Origin of the sequence: Caulobacter sp. Root487D2Y, from assembly GCF_001427165.1 — a bacterium.
Classification (GTDB): domain Bacteria; phylum Pseudomonadota; class Alphaproteobacteria; order Caulobacterales; family Caulobacteraceae; genus Caulobacter.
This window is the reverse complement of sequence record NZ_LMFD01000015.1, coordinates 105861-122885: the sequence shown is the minus strand read 5'-3', so window position 1 is coordinate 122885 and position 17025 is coordinate 105861. Positions and strand designations below refer to the sequence as shown.

Sequence of the window (17025 nt, the reverse complement as noted above, 5' to 3'; positions counted from 1 at the left end):
GCGCTCCGCGAGAGATCCTCGAATTCAAGCAAGCGCGGGCGCGCGGTCCGCGCTTCGCGACCGCGTTCGGGCAGACGTTCGACAGAAGGCGTCCTTGCGTCCTAGATCGCCGCGCAGTTGTCGGCGATGAACTTCAGGTGGTCGGGCATCACCTCGGCCGACTTGGCGATGACGGCGCGGATGTTGCCCATCTTGGCCCGCAGATCCTCCTCGGACATCACGTCGGCCATCGGATCGTGGCCGCGCGGCTCGATCCCCTGGCCGATCATCACCGCGAACCAACTGGTGTCGTTGAACAGCTCTTCGTTCTCGCGGAACACCCGGCCGTAGCTTTTGAACACCGCCATCTTGTCGGCCAGATAGTCCGGGATCGGCATTTCCCGCAGATAATCCCAATAGGGCGTGTCGCTGCGCTGGGTGGCGTGGAAGTGCAGGATGATGAAGTCGCGGATCTTCTCGTATTCGAACCGCATGACCCGATTGTAGCGGTCGATGTCGGGGGTTTCGAACCGCTTGTCGGGGAACATGGCCAGCAGCCGCGAGATGCCCACCTGGATCAGGTGGATGCTCTGGCTCTCCAGCGGCTCCATGAAGCCGGCCGACAGGCCGATGGCCACGACGTTCTTGTTCCAGCTCTTCAGACGCCGCCCGGCCTTGAACCGCAGGGTGAAGGGATCGCGCAGCGGCGCGCCGTCGAGATTGGCCAGCAGGTAGGCGGTGGCCTCGTCCTCGCTGATGTGCTCGCTGGAATAGGCGTAGCCGTTGCCCAGGCGATGCTGCAGCGGAATGCGCCATTGCCAGCCGGCGGGGCGGGCGGTGGCGCGGGTCACCGGCTGGCGCGAGCCGGCCAACTCGCAGGGGACGGCCACGGCGCGGTCGTTGAGCAGCCAGTGGGACCAGTCCTCGAAGCCGGTCTTCAGGGTCTGCTCGATCAGCAGGCCGCGGAATCCCGAGCAGTCGATGAACAGGTCGCCCTCGACGCGCTGGCCGCCTTCCAGGGTTACGGCCTCGACGAAGCCGTCCTCGGCGCGCTGGTGGACCTGGACGATCTTACCTTCCTGGCGGCGCACGCCGCGATCTTCGGCATAGCCGCGCAGGTACTGGGCGTAGAGGCCGGCGTCGATGTGATAGGCGTGGGCGATCGTGCCCAGCGGCGAGTTGGCCTGGCCGTTGGCCCGCATGAACTTGCCCTGGTCGGCCGCCAGGGCCTGCAGCGAGTAGTCGGTCAGGTCGGCCGCTTCGCCCATGGCCTTCAGCCGCAGCCAGTAGGCGTGGAACGACACGCCCTCCATGTCGACGCCGTAGGGGCCGAACGGGTGGTAGTAGCTGTGGCCGATCTGTTTCCAGTCGACGAAGTCGATGGCCAGCTTGAAGGTCGCCTTGGTCCGGCGGACGAACTCGTTCTCGTCCAGGCCCAGCATGCGGTTGAAGATGTTGATCTGCGGGATCGTGGACTCGCCGACCCCGATCGTGCCGATCTCCTCGGACTCCACCAGGGTCACCTGGGTGTGGCCGTCCTTCAGGAAGCGGCCGAGCGCCGCGGCCGTCATCCAGCCGGCGGTGCCGCCGCCGACGATGACGATCTTGCGCAGGCGTTGGTCGGTCATGCGGGCCTCGATACAGGAGTGTTGGCGGCCGCCTCGGCGGCGCAATAACGGGCGATGAAGGCCTGGTGGCTCGGCATCGCCTGGGCGGTCTGGCCGATCAGGGCCGACATCCGTTGCAGGCGCTGAACGAGGGCGGCCTGCGGCAGGCTGTCGACCAGGGCGTCGTATTGGCGGGGCACGATCCCCTGGCCCATCAGCACGGCGATCCAGCTGGGCTCGGCGAACAGGTCGTAGTCGGACTGGAACAACCGCCCGCGCCCGGCGAACAGGTCGATCTTGCGCGCCAGGCTCTCGGGGATCTCCATGGTCCGCAGATAGTCCCAATAGGGCGTGTCCGACCGCTCCGTGGCCTTGAAGTGCAGGATGATGAAGTCGCGGACCAGCTCGACCTGCTGGGCGGTCAGGCGGTTGTACTCGTCGATCTCCAGCGGATCGAAGCTGGTGTCCGGGAACAGCGCCAGGAGCTTGGTGATCGCGGCCTGGATCAGGTGGATGCTGGTGCTCTCCAGCGGCTCCAGGAAGCCGGACGACAGGCCGATGGCGACGCAGTTCTTGATCCACGCCCGGTCGCGGCGGCCGGGCTGGAAGCGCAGGAAGTTGGGATCGGCGCCCCTTTCGTTAGATTGGGCGGGTCCGTCCAGGCCCGCCTTCAGCGCGGCCAAGGCCTCATCGTCGCCGATATGGGCGCTGGAATAGACATAGCCGTTGCCGGTGCGGTGCTGGAGCGGGATGCGCCAGCGCCAGCCGGCCTTGTCGGCGGTGGCGCGCGTGTAGGGCGTCAGGCCGTCGCCGCCGGTGTCGCAGGGCAGGGCCACGGCCCGGTCGTTGGGCAGCCAGTGGCTCCAGTCGACATAAGTCCCGCCCAGGGTCTGGCCGATCAGCAGGGCGCGGAAGCCCGTGCAGTCGATGAACAGGTCGGCCTCGAAGACGCGGCCGTCCTCCAGGGTGACCGACTGGATGAAGCCGTCCTCGCCGCGCAGGGCGACGTCCTTGACCTTGCCTTCCACCCGCGTCGCGCCGCGCGCCTCGGCGAAGCCGCGCAGGAAGCGGGCATAGAGGCCGGCGTCGAAATGGAAGGCGTATTTGAGGCTCGACAGCACCTTGGCCGGATCGGGGTCGGGCATGGCGAAGCGGTTCTGACGCGCCGCGACGGCGGCCAGGTTGAAGTCCTCGATCGGCCCGACCTGGTCGCGCACCTTGCGCCAGACCTGGTGGAACTTGAGGGCCTCGATATCCAGGCCGAAGCTCCCGAACGGATGGATGTAGCGGTCGCCGATACGGGTCCAGTCGCGGAACTCGATGCCCAGCTTGAAGGTCGCGCGGGTGGCCCGCATGAACTCGCGCTCGTCGATGCCGAGCATGGCGTTGAAGGTCAGGATCGGCGGGATGGTGGCTTCGCCGACCCCGATCGTGCCGATCTGCTCGGACTCGATCAGCACGACCTCGACCTGGCCGCCCAGCACCTTGGACAGGGCCGCGGCGGTCATCCAGCCGGCCGTTCCGCCGCCCAGGACCAGCACCTTGCGGATGGGGGATGGGCGGATGGGAGCGCCAATGGGAGAGGGCGTCATGGGCGATCCTTCAGGGCGTCGGCGTGAAGCGGCATGGCCTGTGCGGCCTGGCGGATCAAGCCGCGCAGTCGGGCCAGGGCCGCGTCGGCCTGGTCGCCGGGCAGACGGTCGGCCAACCGGTCGTGACGCCGCGGCGTGATCCCGTGGCCCAGGAAGGCCCCGACCCAGGCCCCCTCCACGAAGCTTTCCTCGTCGTACAGCACCACGCGGCCCCGGCTCTCGAACTGGGCTTGCTTATAGGCCAGGGCCGCGGAAGGCGGGGCGCGCCGGGCCTGGACCCACAACGGGTCGGTCCGCGCGGCGGCGGCGTAGCGGAACACGGCCATGTCGCGGGCCCGCTCCTGTTCCTCGGCCATCAGGCGGTTGTATTCCATCGCGGCCAGGGGCGAGCCTTCGGCGGTGGGCAGCAGGGCGATCAGCCGGCCGACGCCGCTTTGGATCGCTCGCGCGTCGTCGCCGTTCAGCGGCTCCAGCTGGCTCGCCGCCGGGCCGATGGCCAGGCAATTGCCGGACCAGACCCGCCGGCGACGGCCGTTGCGCAGTGAGACAATCGTCGCTTCTCCGCCCAGAATGTCGCGCGCCGCGTCGTCGGAGGTCTGACCACTGGCGTAGGCCAGGGTCACCGCGTCGCCGCCGCGCAGGGGAACGCGCCGCAGCCAGCCCTCGGCGACGGCCTCGAATTCGGTCAGGGGCGGCGGGTTGGCGCGGGGGGCGACTTCCCGCAGGGCGAGGCGGTCGCAAGCCAGGGCGGCGGACTCGTCGATCCAGGCGGCGTCGGGCATGGCGGCGATCAGGCGGCCGTCCGGCGTGGCGTCGATGAACAGGTCGGCGACGATCCGTTCGCCGTCGGCCAGGGTCACCGCGGCGATCCGACCGTCCGGCGCCAGGGCGACCTCGGCGATCTCTCCGCCCCGCGCCTCCGCGCGGCCCGCCGTCGACCGCAGCGCCGCGACATAGCCGGCGGCGTCCAGATGCAGGCCGTAGGACAGGGTCGACAGCACCGACCTGGGATCCTCGCTGGGCGGCGCGAACCGGCCCAGCCGCCCGGCCACGGCGGCCAGGCTGTAGTCCTCGTAGCGCCCGACGTCGCCGCGTTCGCGGGCCCGCAGCCAGTGATGGTGGAAGGCCACGCCGTCGAGATTGGCGCCGGCGTCGCTGAAGCCCTCGACATGGTCCCCATTCTGGCCGGAGCCGGTCCAGCCGCTGTATCGCGCGCCCAGCTTGAAGGTCCCGCGCGCGGCGCGCATCAGGACGGCCTCGTCCAGGCCGAGCAGGCCATGGAAGGTGCGCAGGGCGGGCAGGGTGGACAGGGCTCCGCGCGACGCGGAGTCCGCCGTCTCGACCACCCGGATCGTGCAATCGACGGGCAGGGCCCGCGCCAGGGCGCCGGCGGTCATCCAGCCGGCGACGCCGCCGCCCAGGATGGCGACGCTGTTCAAGGCGGCGAGGCTCATGCGGCCTCTCCAGACGCACTTGGGGGCGCGGCGGCGCAGAACCGGGCGATCCAGTCGGCGTGGCTGGGCATGGAGCGCGTGGTGTCGGCGACGGAGTCGCGGATCGCCTTCAACCGCTGGGTCAGGACGGCGTCGGGCACGCTGTCGCTGACCGGGTCGTAGGCCCGCGGCACGACGTTCTGGCCCAGATAGACCGCCAGCCAGCTGGGCTCGAGGAAGAAGCCGTCCTTGTACTTCACGACCACCCCGCGCTCGCGGAACAGATCCATCTTGTAAGCCAGGCTGTCGGGGATGCTCATCGTGCGGCGCTCGTTCCAGAACGGCGCGTCGGTGCGCTGGGTGGCGTGGTAGTGCAGCACCAGGAAGTCGCGGATGCGCTCGAACTCCAGATCCATGACGCGGTTGTATTCGTCCTGGTCGGCCTGGTCGCAGCCTCGATCGGGGAACAGCTCCAGCAGGGTGGTGACCGCCACCTGGATCAGGTGGATGCTGGTGCTCTCCAGCGGCTCCAGGAAGCCGGACGACAGGCCCACGGCCACGCAGTTCTTGCTCCATTGCTTCTTGCGCCGGCCGGTGACGAACCGCAGGAAGCGCGGCTCGGCCTGGGCCTTGCCCTCCAGCCCCGCCAGCAGGGCGGCGGCGGCCTCGTCGTCGCTGATATGGTCGCTGCAATAGACGTAACCGTTGCCGACCCGGTGCTGCAGCGGGATGCGCCAGCGCCAGCCGGCCTTGTCGGCGATGGAGCGGGTGTAGGGGGCCGACGGCTCGACCGTGTCGCACGGCACGGCGGCGGCCCGGTCGCAGGGCAGCCAGCGCGTCCAGTCCTCGTAGCCGGCCTTCAAGGTCTGTTCGATCAGCAGGCCCCGGAAGCCCGAGCAGTCGATGAACAGGTCGGCCTCGATGCGCTCGCCGTTCTCCATCGTGATCGCCTCGATGAAGCCGTCCTCGCCGCGCAGGACGACGTCGGCGACCTTGCCCTCGGTGCGGACCACGCCGCGCGCCTCGGCATAGGCGCGCAGATAGAGCGCGTAGAGCCCCGCGTCGAACTGGTAGGCGTAGGAATAGGTCGAGGCCAGGGAACGCGGGTCGGAGGAGGGTGGGACAAATCGTCCCAGGCGCGCGGCCTGGATCGGCAGGGAATAGGCCTCCAGCGGCGTGGGGTCGCCGCCCTGGCGGGCCCGCAGCCAGTGATGGTGAAAGCCCACGCCGCCGATCGCCGCGCCGTAGGCGCCGAACGGGTGGACGTAGCTGTCGCCCAGCTTGCCCCAGTCGCGAAACTCGATGCCGAGCTTGTAGGTCGCCTGGGTCTTGCGCATGAAATCGGCTTCGTCGAGGCCCAGGGCGGCGTTGAAATGCCTGATGTGCGGCACTGTGGCCTCGCCCACGCCCACGGTGCCGATCTCGGCCGATTCCACCAGGCGGATGGCGATGGGCAGGCCGGCCAGCTTGGCCGACAGGGCCGCCGCGGTCATCCAGCCGGCGGTGCCGCCGCCGACGATTAGAATGTTACGGACGGCCTGATCCGTCATGCGCTTCCCCCTCTGGCGACCCTGTTCCGCCTTCTACGGGCGGTCATTCTGTGTGACCCGACGGACGGTGATGTCCAGGCGGATTGGTCAGACGACGTACTTTTCCCCTTGCGAGGGAAAGCACGGTCTGTACCCTAGATCTTGTTGGGAAGCGGATTGGCTCGCTTCCCAATTATTATGACAAAACAGAAAGTTGGGTGGGATCAACCTTCTTTTCCGTTAACTAAAGGTACCGGTACCTTGACGTAGGCGGGCTTTGCCATATCATCTGACCATAATGGTCGATTCAATCGACCAATGGTAGCGGTAACGAGCTGCCATAAAGAATAACTGGGGAGGCAGACTAAAATGGACAACGTCCAACGTGCGCCCGCATGCGCGGGTGCGATTTCAACTTCAAAACTCAAGTACGGCGTATCCGCCCTGGCGCTCGGCGCCATGCTGGTCGCCGCGCCGGCCATGGCCCAGACCAAGCCGGCCAGTGACGTGGAGACGGTCGAAGAAGTCGTCGTCACCAGCATTCGCCAAAGCCTGAAGAGCTCGCAGCAGCTCAAGCAGAGCTCCGACATCATCAGCGACTCGATCACCGCCGAGGACATCGGCGCCCTGCCGGACCGCTCGGTCACCGAAGCGCTGCAGCGCATCCCGGGCGTGGCCATCAACCGCTTCGCCGCCGGCGTCGACCCCGACCACTTCTCGACCGAAGGCAGCGGCGTCGTCGTGCGCGGCCTGAACTTCGTCCGTTCGGAACTGAACGGCCGCGACACCTTCTCGGCCAACAACGGCCGCGCCCTGAGCTTCGCGGACGTGCCGGCCGAACTGATGGGCGGCGTCGACGTGTTCAAGAGCCCCTCGGCCGACATGATCGAAGGCGGCATCTCGGGCACGGTGAACCTGCGCACCCGCCTGCCGTTCGACAGCACCAAGCGTCTGCTGTCGCTCTCGGCCGAAGCCAGCTACGGCGACTTCGTCAAGAAGTGGGCTCCGACCTTCTCGGCCCTCTACAGCGATCAATGGGACACCGAGGCCGGTACGTTCGGCCTGCTGCTGAGCGCCGTCGATTCCAAGCTGTGGACCCGTTCGGACGGCACCCAGGTGTCGAACTTCGGCTGCCGCACCAACTTCACCGCCGCTCAGACCGCCAATCCGCAGGCCGTCGACTGCCCCAACAATACCGGCAAGGGCGTGTGGTTCCCGCGCGGCGCGGCCTTCCGCAGCACCGAGACCGAGCGTGACCGCACGGGCTACGCGGCGGCCGGTCAATGGCGCAGCAACGACGACACCATGCTGGCCACCCTCCAGTACCTGCGCTCGGAATCGACGCAGTCCTGGACCGAGCACGCGATGGAAATCGCCACCGACAACGTGACCTCGAACGGGGACTCGCGTCCGATCGACGGCACCACCTTCGGCGTCGACAGCGACGGCATCTTCACCAACGGCATCATCACCGGCTCGCAGGGCTGGCGCGATGACCAGAACGGCTCCAATCCGCGCACGCCCGCCAACGGCCTGCAGAGCAACAACATCACCCGCAGCGTCGAGCAGAAGTACCTGACCTCGGACTACGGCTTCAACTTCAAGTGGACGCCGAACGAGACCTGGGGCGTCGCCCTCGACGTCCAGCACGTCGACTCGTCCGTCGATAATCTGGACGTCGGCGTTTGGGCCTCGACCTTCCAGAACCTGGACCTGAAGCTGAACGGCTCCGACATGCCGGTCTTCACGTTCATCCCGCCGGCCAGCGGCGCGGCGCCGTCGAACTGTACGCCGTTCAACAGCAGCTGCTCGTCCTACTATCGCGGCGGGCACAACAACTTCCAGGACCCCTACAACAGCTTCTGGCGCTCGGCGATGGACCACATCGAGCAGAGCGAAGGCAAGGAAGACGCCGTCAAGCTCGACGTCGACTACCGCTTCGCCGAGAACAGCTGGCTGGACTCCGCGCGGGTCGGTGTTCGCTGGTCCGAACGTGACCAGACCACGCGCTTCACGTCCTACAACTGGGGCGTCCTGAGCGAAATCTGGGGCGGCGGCGGACCGGTGTGGTTCGACGAGCCGATCAACAGCAACCCGGCCACGGCGGGCGGTTCGAGCAGCGCGGCCTTCACCGAACTCTATCCGTTCACCGACTTCATGCGCGGCGAGGTTCCGGCCCCGACCGGTCTGGAAGCCCGGCCGTTCTACAAGGGCAATCCCGCCCAGGACTACGCCGCGATGTCGGCCACGGCCCTGGCTATCGGCGACGAATGGCGGGCCCGCCTCTCGGGCAGCTGCCCGCAGAACTGGGTGCCGCTGGCCCAGCGCTGCGGCGTGACCGCCGGAACGCCGTTCCGGCCGGCTGAAATCAATCCGGTCAACGAGCAGACCCAGTCGGCCTACGGCATGCTGCGGTTCAAGCACGACTTCGAGGGCGACGTCCGGGTCACCGGCAATTTCGGCCTGCGCTACACCAAGACCAAGCGCGAGGCCTCCGGCTTCCTGGCTTATCCCTCGCCGACCGCGACGAACCCGCAGAGCTGCGCCACGTCCCTGGCCAACTGGCAGGCGTTGCCTGATCCCAAGCCGCCGTTCGTGCCTTCCGACTACTGCCAACTTCCGGTGTCGGTGCAGCAGGCGGCCGTGGCGTTCTCCAATGGCGCGACGGTCCCGAACACCGCGCACATCAGCTACGACTACTGGCTGCCCAGCCTGAACGTGAAGGTGGCGCTGCCGAACAAGGTGCAACTGCGCTTCGGCGCCTCCAAGACCATCACGCCGCCGGATATCGGCCTGACCCGCAACTACTACAACATCGCTCTGGACACGACGGATGCGGGGATCGCCGGCCCTCCCGTGACGGCCGACAGCCTCACGGGCACCGTCACCGTCGGCAATCCGCTCCTGAAGCCGACGCAGTCGATCAACTTCGACGGTTCGGCGGAGTGGTACTTCGCGCCGGTGGGCTCGCTGACCTTCGCGCTGTTCTGGAAAGAGTTGAAGGACGTCGCGACCAACACCACCGAACGCGTTCCGTTCACCAACAACGGCGCGACCTTCAACGTGGCGGTCACCACGCCGGGCAACTCCGACGTCAAGGCCCACGTGAAGGGCTTCGAAGTCGCCTACCAGCAATTCTATGACTTCCTGCCCGCGCCCTTCGACGGCTTCGGGATCAACGCCAACTACAGCTACATCGACAGCAAGGGCGTGCCGCAAAGCACGTTGTCGGCGACCGACCCCGACGTGGCCGCCGGCCGCGTCTCGACGGTCAACACCGGCCTGCTGCCGCTGCAGGGTCTGTCCAAGCACAACGCCAACCTGGCGGCCATCTACGAGAAGGGCGCGATCTCGGCTCGCCTGGCCTACAACTGGCGTTCGGACTTCCTGCTGACGGTCCGCGACGTGATCGTGCCTTATGCGCCGATCATGAACGAGGCCACCGGCCAGCTGGACGGCTCGATCTTCTACACCATCAACGACAAGGTGAAGGTCGGCGTGCAGGGCGTGAACCTGACCAACGAGATCACCAAGACCACGCAGGTCCTGAACGACCAGCTGCTCAAGGCTGGACGGTCGTGGTTCATGAACGACCGGCGCTACACCTTCGTGCTGCGCGCCAGCTTCTAGATCCCAAGGCGAGCCCGGCCGGACGTCGTCCGGTCGGGTCATCCTGGGCGCATACCCTTCGACCTTCCGTGGACGAGGGCTCTTCTACCCCAAACTCACCGCGCGCCGTCTTCCGACGTCGCGCGGTGTTCTTGTGTTGTTGAGAGGGCTTCATCATGACGTTCCGCCTTTCTCCCTTTTCGAGGCGAGGCTTCATGGGGCTGGGCGCCGCCGCGGCGGCCGCCAGCGCGGTTCCGGCCCTCGCCCAGGCCGGGGAGCGGCCTCTTGGGCCGTCGCTCTCCGCCCTCGCCAAGGCCAAGGGTGTGCGGTTCGGCAGCGCCGTCGGCGCGGGCAAGCCCGGCTCGCTGACCGGCTCGCTGGAAGATCCCCGCTATCGTCAGGTCCTGATCGACGAATGCGGCGTGCTGGTCCCCGAGAACGAGCTGAAGTGGTACGCCCTGCGACCCGACGCCAAGGCCTTCGCCTTCGAGCGGGCCGACCGCATCGCCGCCTTCGCCAAGGCCCACGACATCGCCCTGCGCGGCCACACCCTGCTGTGGCATCACCCCAAGTGGTTTCCCGCCTGGCTGAACCACTACGATTTCGGTTCGGGCCCGGCCGGTAAGGCCGAAGCCCAGGCGATGCTGGTCAGCCACATCGCCAAGGTCATCAAGCACTATCCGCAAATCGACTCCTGGGACGTGGTCAACGAGACGATCGATCCCCAGGACGGTTCGATCCGCCGGACCGTCCTGTCGGACGTGATGGGCCAGGAGGCGACCCTGGACGTGGCCTTCCAGACGGCCCGCGCCTTCGCGCCCAAGGCCCGGCTGGTCTATAATGACTACATGGGCTGGGAGGCCGGCAACGAGGCGCACCGCGCCGGAGTGCTGAAGCTTCTGGAAGGCTTCCGCAAGCGCGGAACGCCGGTCGACGCCCTGGGCGTGCAGAGCCACCTGGGCACCGAGGATCCCGCCGCGCCCGGCAGTCTGGGGCGGCCCCAGGACAAGCCGTGGCGCGCCTTCCTCGATGAGGCGACCGGCATGGGCTACGACCTGCTGATCACCGAATTCGACGTCAACGACCGGGACCTGCCGGGCGACGTCGCGACCCGCGACACGGCGGGGGCGTCGGTCGCCAAGGCCTATCTCGACCTGATGCTGGACTATCGTCAGACCAAGGAGGTCCTGGCCTGGGGCATGGTCGACAAATATTCCTGGCTGCAGAATTTCACGCCGCGCAAGGACGGCCTGCCCAAGCGCGCGACGCTCTATGACGACGCCTACAAGCCCAAGCCGATGCGCGAGGCGGTGGCGGCGGCCTTCCGGGCCGCGCCGGTGCGGACATGACCCGCCGGGCGTCGGCGCTGGTCGGCGCGGTGCTGGTCGCCCTCGCCGGCGGCCTGGCCCCATCGCAGGCCCAGACGACGCCCGCCTCGGCCCTGACCGCCGAGCAAGACCACCAACTGATGCTCGACCGCCTGAAGATCAAGGCCCTGCGGCCGGGCGTCGACGGCTACAATTCCGCCGCGCCCAACTTCGTCAACCAGGACGAGGCCAAGGCCGGACCGTTCAGCCTGCTGCCCGATCCGCTGGCGTTCCCGGACGGTCGTCCGGTCGCGACGCCGGACGACTGGTGGAAGCGCCGCCGCCCGGAGCTGGTCGAGCTGTTCTCGCGCGAGGAGCACGGCCGTGTGCCCAAGCATACGCCGGCGGTCCGCTGGCGGATCGTCAGCGAGAAGCATGACGTCCGTAACGGCGTGGCGGTGCTCGAACGGCGGCTGGCCGGCGATCTGGACAACCGCGCCTATCCCGCGGTCTCGGTCAGCCTCGACCTGCTGCTGGTGACGCCGGAAGGGAAGGGCCGGCGGCCCCTGGTGCTGGAGTTCGGCTTTCCCGACGGCGCGCCCTGGATGAAGGGCCGGCCGGCGCCGCCCGGACCTGATTGGCGCGACCTGGTCCTGGCCCGGGGCTGGGGCTATGCGATTCTCGATCCCACCAGCGTCCAGCCCGACAACGGCGCGGGCCTGAGCCGAGGCGTGATCGGCCTGGTCAATCACGGCCGTCCGCGCGCGCCGGACGACTGGGGCGCTCTGCGGGCCTGGGCCTGGGGCGCCGGCCGGGTGCTGGACTTCCTGGCGACCGATCCGGCCGTGGACGACCGCCGCGTGGCGATCGAAGGCCTCTCGCGCTACGGCAAGGCGGCGCTGGTGACCATGGCCTACGACCAGCGCTTCGCCGCCGGACTGGTCGCCTCGTCCGGCGAGGGCGGGGCCAAGCTGCACCGGCGCAAGCGCGGCGAGCAGCTGGAGAACCTGGCGGCCAGCGGCGAGTATCATTGGATGGCCGGCAACTTCCTGCGCTACGCCGGGCCGCTGACCGTCGACGACCTGCCGGTCGACGCCCACGAACTGATCGCCTTGTGCGCGCCCCGGCCGCTGTTCATCAGCGTCGGCAATGACCAGGCCGACGGCTGGGTGGACTCGCGCGGCATGTTCATGGCCGCGGTCGCCGCCGGTCCGGTCTATCGGCTGCTGGGAGCCCGCGACCTGGGCGTCACCGCTTTTCCGGAACCCCTGACCCTGGTGGCCGACGGCGAGCTGGCGTTCCGCCAGCACGAGGGCGGTCACACGCCCGGACCGAACTGGCCCTACTTTCTGGACTTCGCTTCGCGCTATCTTGAGCGCCCGTAGCGGTCGTCATCCGCCGAGTTTCCGTTCGAGCGTAACATGAGCCAGTCTTTTTCCCCCCTCGAAGAGCGTTCGAACGTCACGCGGGAGATCCTGCGGGCCGAGATCGTCCCGGCCTACCGGCCCGTGGTGTTCCGCGGCTTCGCGGCGGATTGGCCGGCGGCGCGCGCCGGTCTCGAGGGGGCGGACGCGACGGCGGCCTATATCAAGCGCTTCGACAAGGGCGCGCCGGTCGAGGCCTTCGTCGGTCCGCCGGAAATCGGCGGCCGCTTCTTCTACAGCGACGCCGAGCGGGCGGTGAACTTCGAGCGGCGGCCGGGCGGGATCTCGGCCATCCTCGACGACATCCTGGCCCTGGGCGCCGAGGCTCGGCCGCCGTCGGTCTATGTCGGCTCGGCCCTCGCGCCGCAGGTGCTGCCGGGTTTCGCCGAGGCCAACAGCCACGACATGCTGGCCGTGCCGGTCGAGCCGCGCATCTGGTTCGGCAACGCGGTGCGGGTGCAGACCCACTACGACATGGCCGACAACATCGCCGTGGTGGTGGCCGGGCGCCGGCGCTTCACCCTGTTTCCGCCCGAGCAGACGACCAACCTCTATGTCGGGCCGCTGGACTTCACCCTGGCCGGCCAGCCGATCAGCATGGTCCAGCTGGAGGCGCCCGACCTGGACCGCTATCCGCGTTTCGCCGAGGCGGCCAAGCATGGCCTGACCGCCGAACTCGGGCCCGGAGACGCCATCTACATCCCCACCGCCTGGTGGCATCACGTCCAGTCGCTCGACAGCCTGAACGTGCTGGTCAACTACTGGTGGCGCGACCTGCCGCCCGAGGCCGGTACGCCGTTCGACGTGCTGGTCCACGGCCTGCTGGCGGTGCGTCACTTGCCGAAGCCGCAGCGCGACGCCTGGCGGGCGATCTTCGACCACTACCTGTTCGAGACCAACGGCGACCCCGCCGCCCATCTGCCGGACGAGCGCAAGGGCGTGCTGGGGCCCCTGACGCCGCGCCTGGCGCAGAACATCCGCGGCTTCCTCAAGCGCGCCTTCGGCTGACCTGTCGCCTCAGGCGTGGGCGATGATCGGCAGGAAGGTCTCGGCCGTCAGGCTGGCGCCGCCGACCAGCACGCCGTCGACGTTCGGCGTCGCCAGGATCTCGGCGGCGTTGGCCGGGGTCACCGAACCGCCGTACAGCAGCCGGACGCGGTCGCCGGCCGGGCCCAGGACCGCGCGGCAGGTCTCGCGCAGCACCGCGTGCATGGCGGCGATGTCGTCCCCCGTGGCCGAGCGGCCCGTGCCGATCGCCCAGATCGGCTCGTAGGCCACCGACAGCCAGTCGCCGTCGGCGTCGTCGGGCAGGCAGTTCTCCAGCTGGGCGCGAACGACCGCCTCGGCCTGGCCGGCCTCGCGGATGTTCAGCGCCTCGCCGACGCAGAGGATCACCGACAGGCCGTGCCGCCTGGCGGCCTGCGCCTTGCCGCGCACCTCGGCGTCGGTCTCCTGGCGGCCCGCCCGGCATTCGCTGTGACCGACGATCGTGAAGACCGCGCCGGCGTCCTTGACCATCGGCGCGGAGAGGCAGCCGGTGTGCGCGCCCTTGTCGGCGGCGTGGATGTCCTGGGCGCCGACATGGATCGCGCCGGCGGCGTGCCCGGCGGCGGTGATCAGGGTCGCCGGGACCGCCACCCCGACGTCCACGGCGGGCGCCTCGCGCGCCGCCGCGTCGATGGCGCCCAGGACCGGCAGGGCCGCCAGGTTGCCGTGCATCTTCCAATTGCCGACCACGAACTTCCGGGTGGGCTTATCCATAGCGACGTGCATTCGGTCTCCATGCGCCGATCCTGTCCGGCGCTCGCGTCTTGAAGGTGGAGGGGAGAAAGCCGGTGATCAGGCCTGCTCCAGCATCCTGGCGGGATGATCCAGGCGGGCCAGCCGCCCGCCGAGCGCGGCCAGCTGTTCCCACAGGGCCGGCGGCAGGCGCGCGCCGAACTTCTCATAGGCCTCGGGGATCAAGGCGGCCTCGGCGCGCCAGATGGCCGGATCGACGGTCAGCAGCAGGTCCAGCTGGGCGTCGGTCAGGTCCAAGCCCGTCAGGTCCAGACCGTCGCGCGTGGGCAGGCGGCCGATCGGACTGTCCACCGCCTCGACCTGGCCCTCCAGGCGGTCGACGATCCACTTCAGCACCCGGCTGTTTTCGCCGTAGCCGGGCCAGACGAACTTGCCGCGCTCGTCCTTGCGGAACCAGTTGACGAAGTAGATGCGGGGCAGCTTGGCCGGATCGGCCGCGGCTCCGACCTTCAGCCAATGATCGAAATAGTCGCCCATGTTGTAGCCGCAGAACGGCAGCATGGCGAAAGGATCGCGACGCAGCTCGCCGATGCTGTTCTCGGCCGCCGCCGTGCCTTCCGAGGCGACGTTGGAGGCCAGGAACACCCCGTGCTCCCAGTCGAAGGCCTCGGTGACCAGCGGCACGGCCGAGGCGCGGCGGCCGCCGAACAGGATGGCCGAGATCGGCACGCCGGCGGGATCCTCCCACTCGTCGGCGATCACCGGGCACTGGCCGGCCGGCACGGCGAAGCGGGCGTTGGGATGGGCGGCGGGCTCGCCGGACGCCGGGGTCCAGGCCCGGCCCTTCCAGTCGGTCAGGCCCTCGGGCGGGACGTCGGTGAGGCCCTCCCACCAGACGTCGCCGTCCGCGGTCAGGGCCACGTTGGTGTAGACGCAGTTGGAATGCAGGGTGTCGACCGCGTTGCGGTTGGTCTTCACGCCCGTGCCGGGCGCGACGCCGAAGAAGCCGGCCTCGGGATTGATCGCGTAGAGGCGGCCGTCGGCGCCGAAGCGCATCCAGCAGATGTCGTCACCGATCGTCTCGGCCTTCCAGCCCGGCAGGGTGGGCTGCAGCATGGCCATGTTGGTCTTACCGCAGGCGCTGGGGAAGGCGGCGGCCACGTAACGCACCTTGCCGGCCGGCGAGGTCAGCTTGAGGATCAGCATGTGCTCGGCCAGCCAGCCCTCGTCGCGGGCCATCACCGAGGCGATGCGCAGGGCGTAGCACTTCTTGCCCAGCAGGGCGTTACCGCCGTAGCCCGAGCCGTAAGACCAGATCTCGCGGCTTTCGGGGAAGTGGACGATGTACTTGTCGTCATTGCACGGCCAGGCCACGTCGGCCTCGCCCTCCGCCAGGGGCGCGCCCAGGGTGTGCAGGGCAGGCACGAAGAAGCCGTCCTCGCCCAGGGCGTCGAGCGCGGCCTGGCCCATGCGGGTCATCACCCGCATCGAGACGGCGACATAGGCGCTGTCGGTGATCTCCACGCCCAGGGCGCTGATCGGCGAGCCGACCGGACCCATCGAGAACGGCACGACATACATCGTCCGTCCCCGCATGCAGCCGTCGAACAGACCGTTCAGCAGCCCGCGCATTTCGTCCGGATCGCGCCAGTTGTTGGTCGGGCCGGCGTCGGCCTGATCCCGCGAACAGATGAAGGTGCGGCTCTCGACCCGGGCGACGTCGCGCGGATCGGAGGCGGCGTAGAACGAGTTAGGGCGGAGGTCGGGGTTGAGGCGCTTCAGCGTGCCCAGGGCGACCAGTTCGTCGGTCAGGGCGGTCCATTCCGCGTCGGAGCCGTCGCACCAGTGAACGGCCTTCGGCTTGGTCAGCGTGGCGACCTCGTCCACCCAGGCCAATAGACGCGCGTGTTTCGTCGGGGGCGCTTCAGCGCCCGGCCCTTGGTTCTGCATTTCACGTCCTGCTGCATGTTGGCGAAACTATTGCTCGCCTTGGCGCGCACCATAGCGTGACGAACCGTCGGGAAAAGGCCAATGTTTTCAATGACAACGTTGTCGTCAAAAATCGGCGCGCCAGGTGCTCCGCCGGCGGCATGTTTTCGCGCCCGGCGCCTGATTATGAGGAAGTCGATCCTGGGCGCGGGCGTCGCCGCGTCGATGGGCCTCGCCTCGGGCGGGTCGTTTGAGCGAATCAAGAACCTTGTCGCCTGGCGCCTAGGCGACCCTGGGAAGGCCTGCTAGGGCGGCGGCGGTTCAGCTTAGGCGCAGAGGCTCGCCGTCCTGATCAAAGGCCGCGTACTTGTCGACGCCGCCCAGGCGGACGGCCTCGACCATCGTCTTGATCGCCGCGTCGATCTCCGCCTTGGAAGGCGCAAGGCCGTCGCGACCCGGCAGAGCGGCGGCGAACACCACCTGCCAGGGCGGTCCGGCGGTCTTCGATTCCGCGGCCAGTCCGGCGAAGTCCGCCAGTTCGCCCGCCCCCTTGTCGACGCACATCAGCGGGGCCAGAGCCCCGCCGCGACCGGCCAGAAAAGCCTCGCGCTGCGCCGGGGTGGGGTGATCGGGCAGTTCGGCGGCGGCGAACACGAACAGCAGGCGATGCGGCTGGGCCTGGGCGGCCGCGGTGCTCAGAAGCTGTTGAAAATGGGAGTCTTCGGTCATGGTGCGGCAGCTAGGCGGATTTTGGCGTCCGGGCCTTGCGTCAGATCAAATCGCCCGATCGCCGGGTTCATCGACGGCTAGGGCGCCGTCCACGGTCCCGACTTGCCGCGGGTCAAGTCGACGAACGGTGATCTAGGTTTCGGGGCT

Annotated in this window: 11 protein-coding genes; 4 read left to right on the top strand and 7 right to left on the bottom strand. The window is 68.7% G+C overall.

Translation table 11 applies throughout. The features are described from left to right. Positions 1-101 precede the first annotated feature (101 nt). The 4 genes from ASD38_RS22040 to ASD38_RS22025 are packed head-to-tail and all read right to left on the bottom strand — an operon-like array spanning position 102 to position 6161. Positions 102-1607, bottom strand: coding sequence for a tryptophan halogenase family protein (locus ASD38_RS22040; protein ID WP_056463500.1), 1506 nt, complete (start codon positions 1605-1607; stop codon positions 102-104). Then, positions 1604-3178 carry a tryptophan halogenase family protein gene (locus tag ASD38_RS22035; protein WP_056463498.1) on the bottom strand — a complete coding sequence of 525 codons (1575 nt, stop codon included), beginning with the start codon at positions 3176-3178 and terminating at the stop codon, positions 1604-1606. Before ASD38_RS22035 ends, ASD38_RS22040 begins: the two co-directional genes overlap by 4 nt. Further along, positions 3175-4632, bottom strand: a complete 1458-nt coding sequence (locus tag ASD38_RS22030) for a tryptophan halogenase family protein (protein WP_056463495.1) — start codon at positions 4630-4632, stop codon at positions 3175-3177. The genes ASD38_RS22035 and ASD38_RS22030 overlap by 4 nt, the downstream gene beginning before the upstream one ends. Then, positions 4629-6161: a tryptophan halogenase family protein gene (locus ASD38_RS22025; protein WP_056463492.1), complete on the bottom strand. Its 1533-nt coding sequence runs from the start codon at positions 6159-6161 to the stop codon at positions 4629-4631. The genes ASD38_RS22030 and ASD38_RS22025 overlap by 4 nt, the downstream gene beginning before the upstream one ends. A gap of 348 nt (positions 6162-6509) precedes the next feature. On the opposite strand from ASD38_RS22025, the gene ASD38_RS22020 reads away from it, so the two are divergent. The 4 genes from ASD38_RS22020 to ASD38_RS22005 all read left to right on the top strand — a co-directional run bounded on the left by ASD38_RS22020 (position 6510) and on the right by ASD38_RS22005 (position 13488). Beyond that, complete coding sequence (locus tag ASD38_RS22020) at positions 6510-9770, top strand: TonB-dependent receptor (RefSeq protein ID WP_056447087.1); 3261 nt, start codon at positions 6510-6512, stop codon at positions 9768-9770. Between the two features lie 194 nt (positions 9771-9964). Continuing rightward, positions 9965-11098, top strand: a complete 1134-nt coding sequence (locus tag ASD38_RS22015; RefSeq protein ID WP_442857063.1) for an endo-1,4-beta-xylanase — start codon at positions 9965-9967, stop codon at positions 11096-11098. Beyond that, on the top strand, positions 11095-12441 hold the full coding sequence (locus ASD38_RS22010; RefSeq protein ID WP_082560849.1) for an alpha/beta hydrolase family protein: 1347 nt from the start codon (positions 11095-11097) through the stop codon (positions 12439-12441). The genes ASD38_RS22015 and ASD38_RS22010 overlap by 4 nt, the downstream gene beginning before the upstream one ends. 36 nt (positions 12442-12477) lie before the next feature. Further along, complete coding sequence (locus tag ASD38_RS22005) at positions 12478-13488, top strand: cupin-like domain-containing protein (protein WP_056463487.1); 1011 nt, start codon at positions 12478-12480, stop codon at positions 13486-13488. Between the two features lie 9 nt (positions 13489-13497). Here ASD38_RS22005 and tpiA read toward each other — a convergent pair whose 3' ends face one another. The 3 genes from tpiA to ASD38_RS21990 all read right to left on the bottom strand — a co-directional run bounded on the left by tpiA (position 13498) and on the right by ASD38_RS21990 (position 16878). Continuing rightward, positions 13498-14241, bottom strand: coding sequence for a triose-phosphate isomerase (gene tpiA, locus ASD38_RS22000; protein ID WP_082560848.1), 744 nt, complete (start codon positions 14239-14241; stop codon positions 13498-13500). Between the two features lie 78 nt (positions 14242-14319). Then, the gene (locus tag ASD38_RS21995; RefSeq protein WP_056463484.1) at positions 14320-16170 is read right to left on the bottom strand and encodes a phosphoenolpyruvate carboxykinase (GTP); all 1851 of its coding nucleotides are present in this window, start codon (positions 16168-16170) and stop codon (positions 14320-14322) included. A gap of 300 nt (positions 16171-16470) precedes the next feature. Next, positions 16471-16878: a hypothetical protein gene (locus tag ASD38_RS21990; protein WP_056447075.1), complete on the bottom strand. Its 408-nt coding sequence runs from the start codon at positions 16876-16878 to the stop codon at positions 16471-16473. Between the last annotated feature and the right edge of the window lie 147 nt (positions 16879-17025).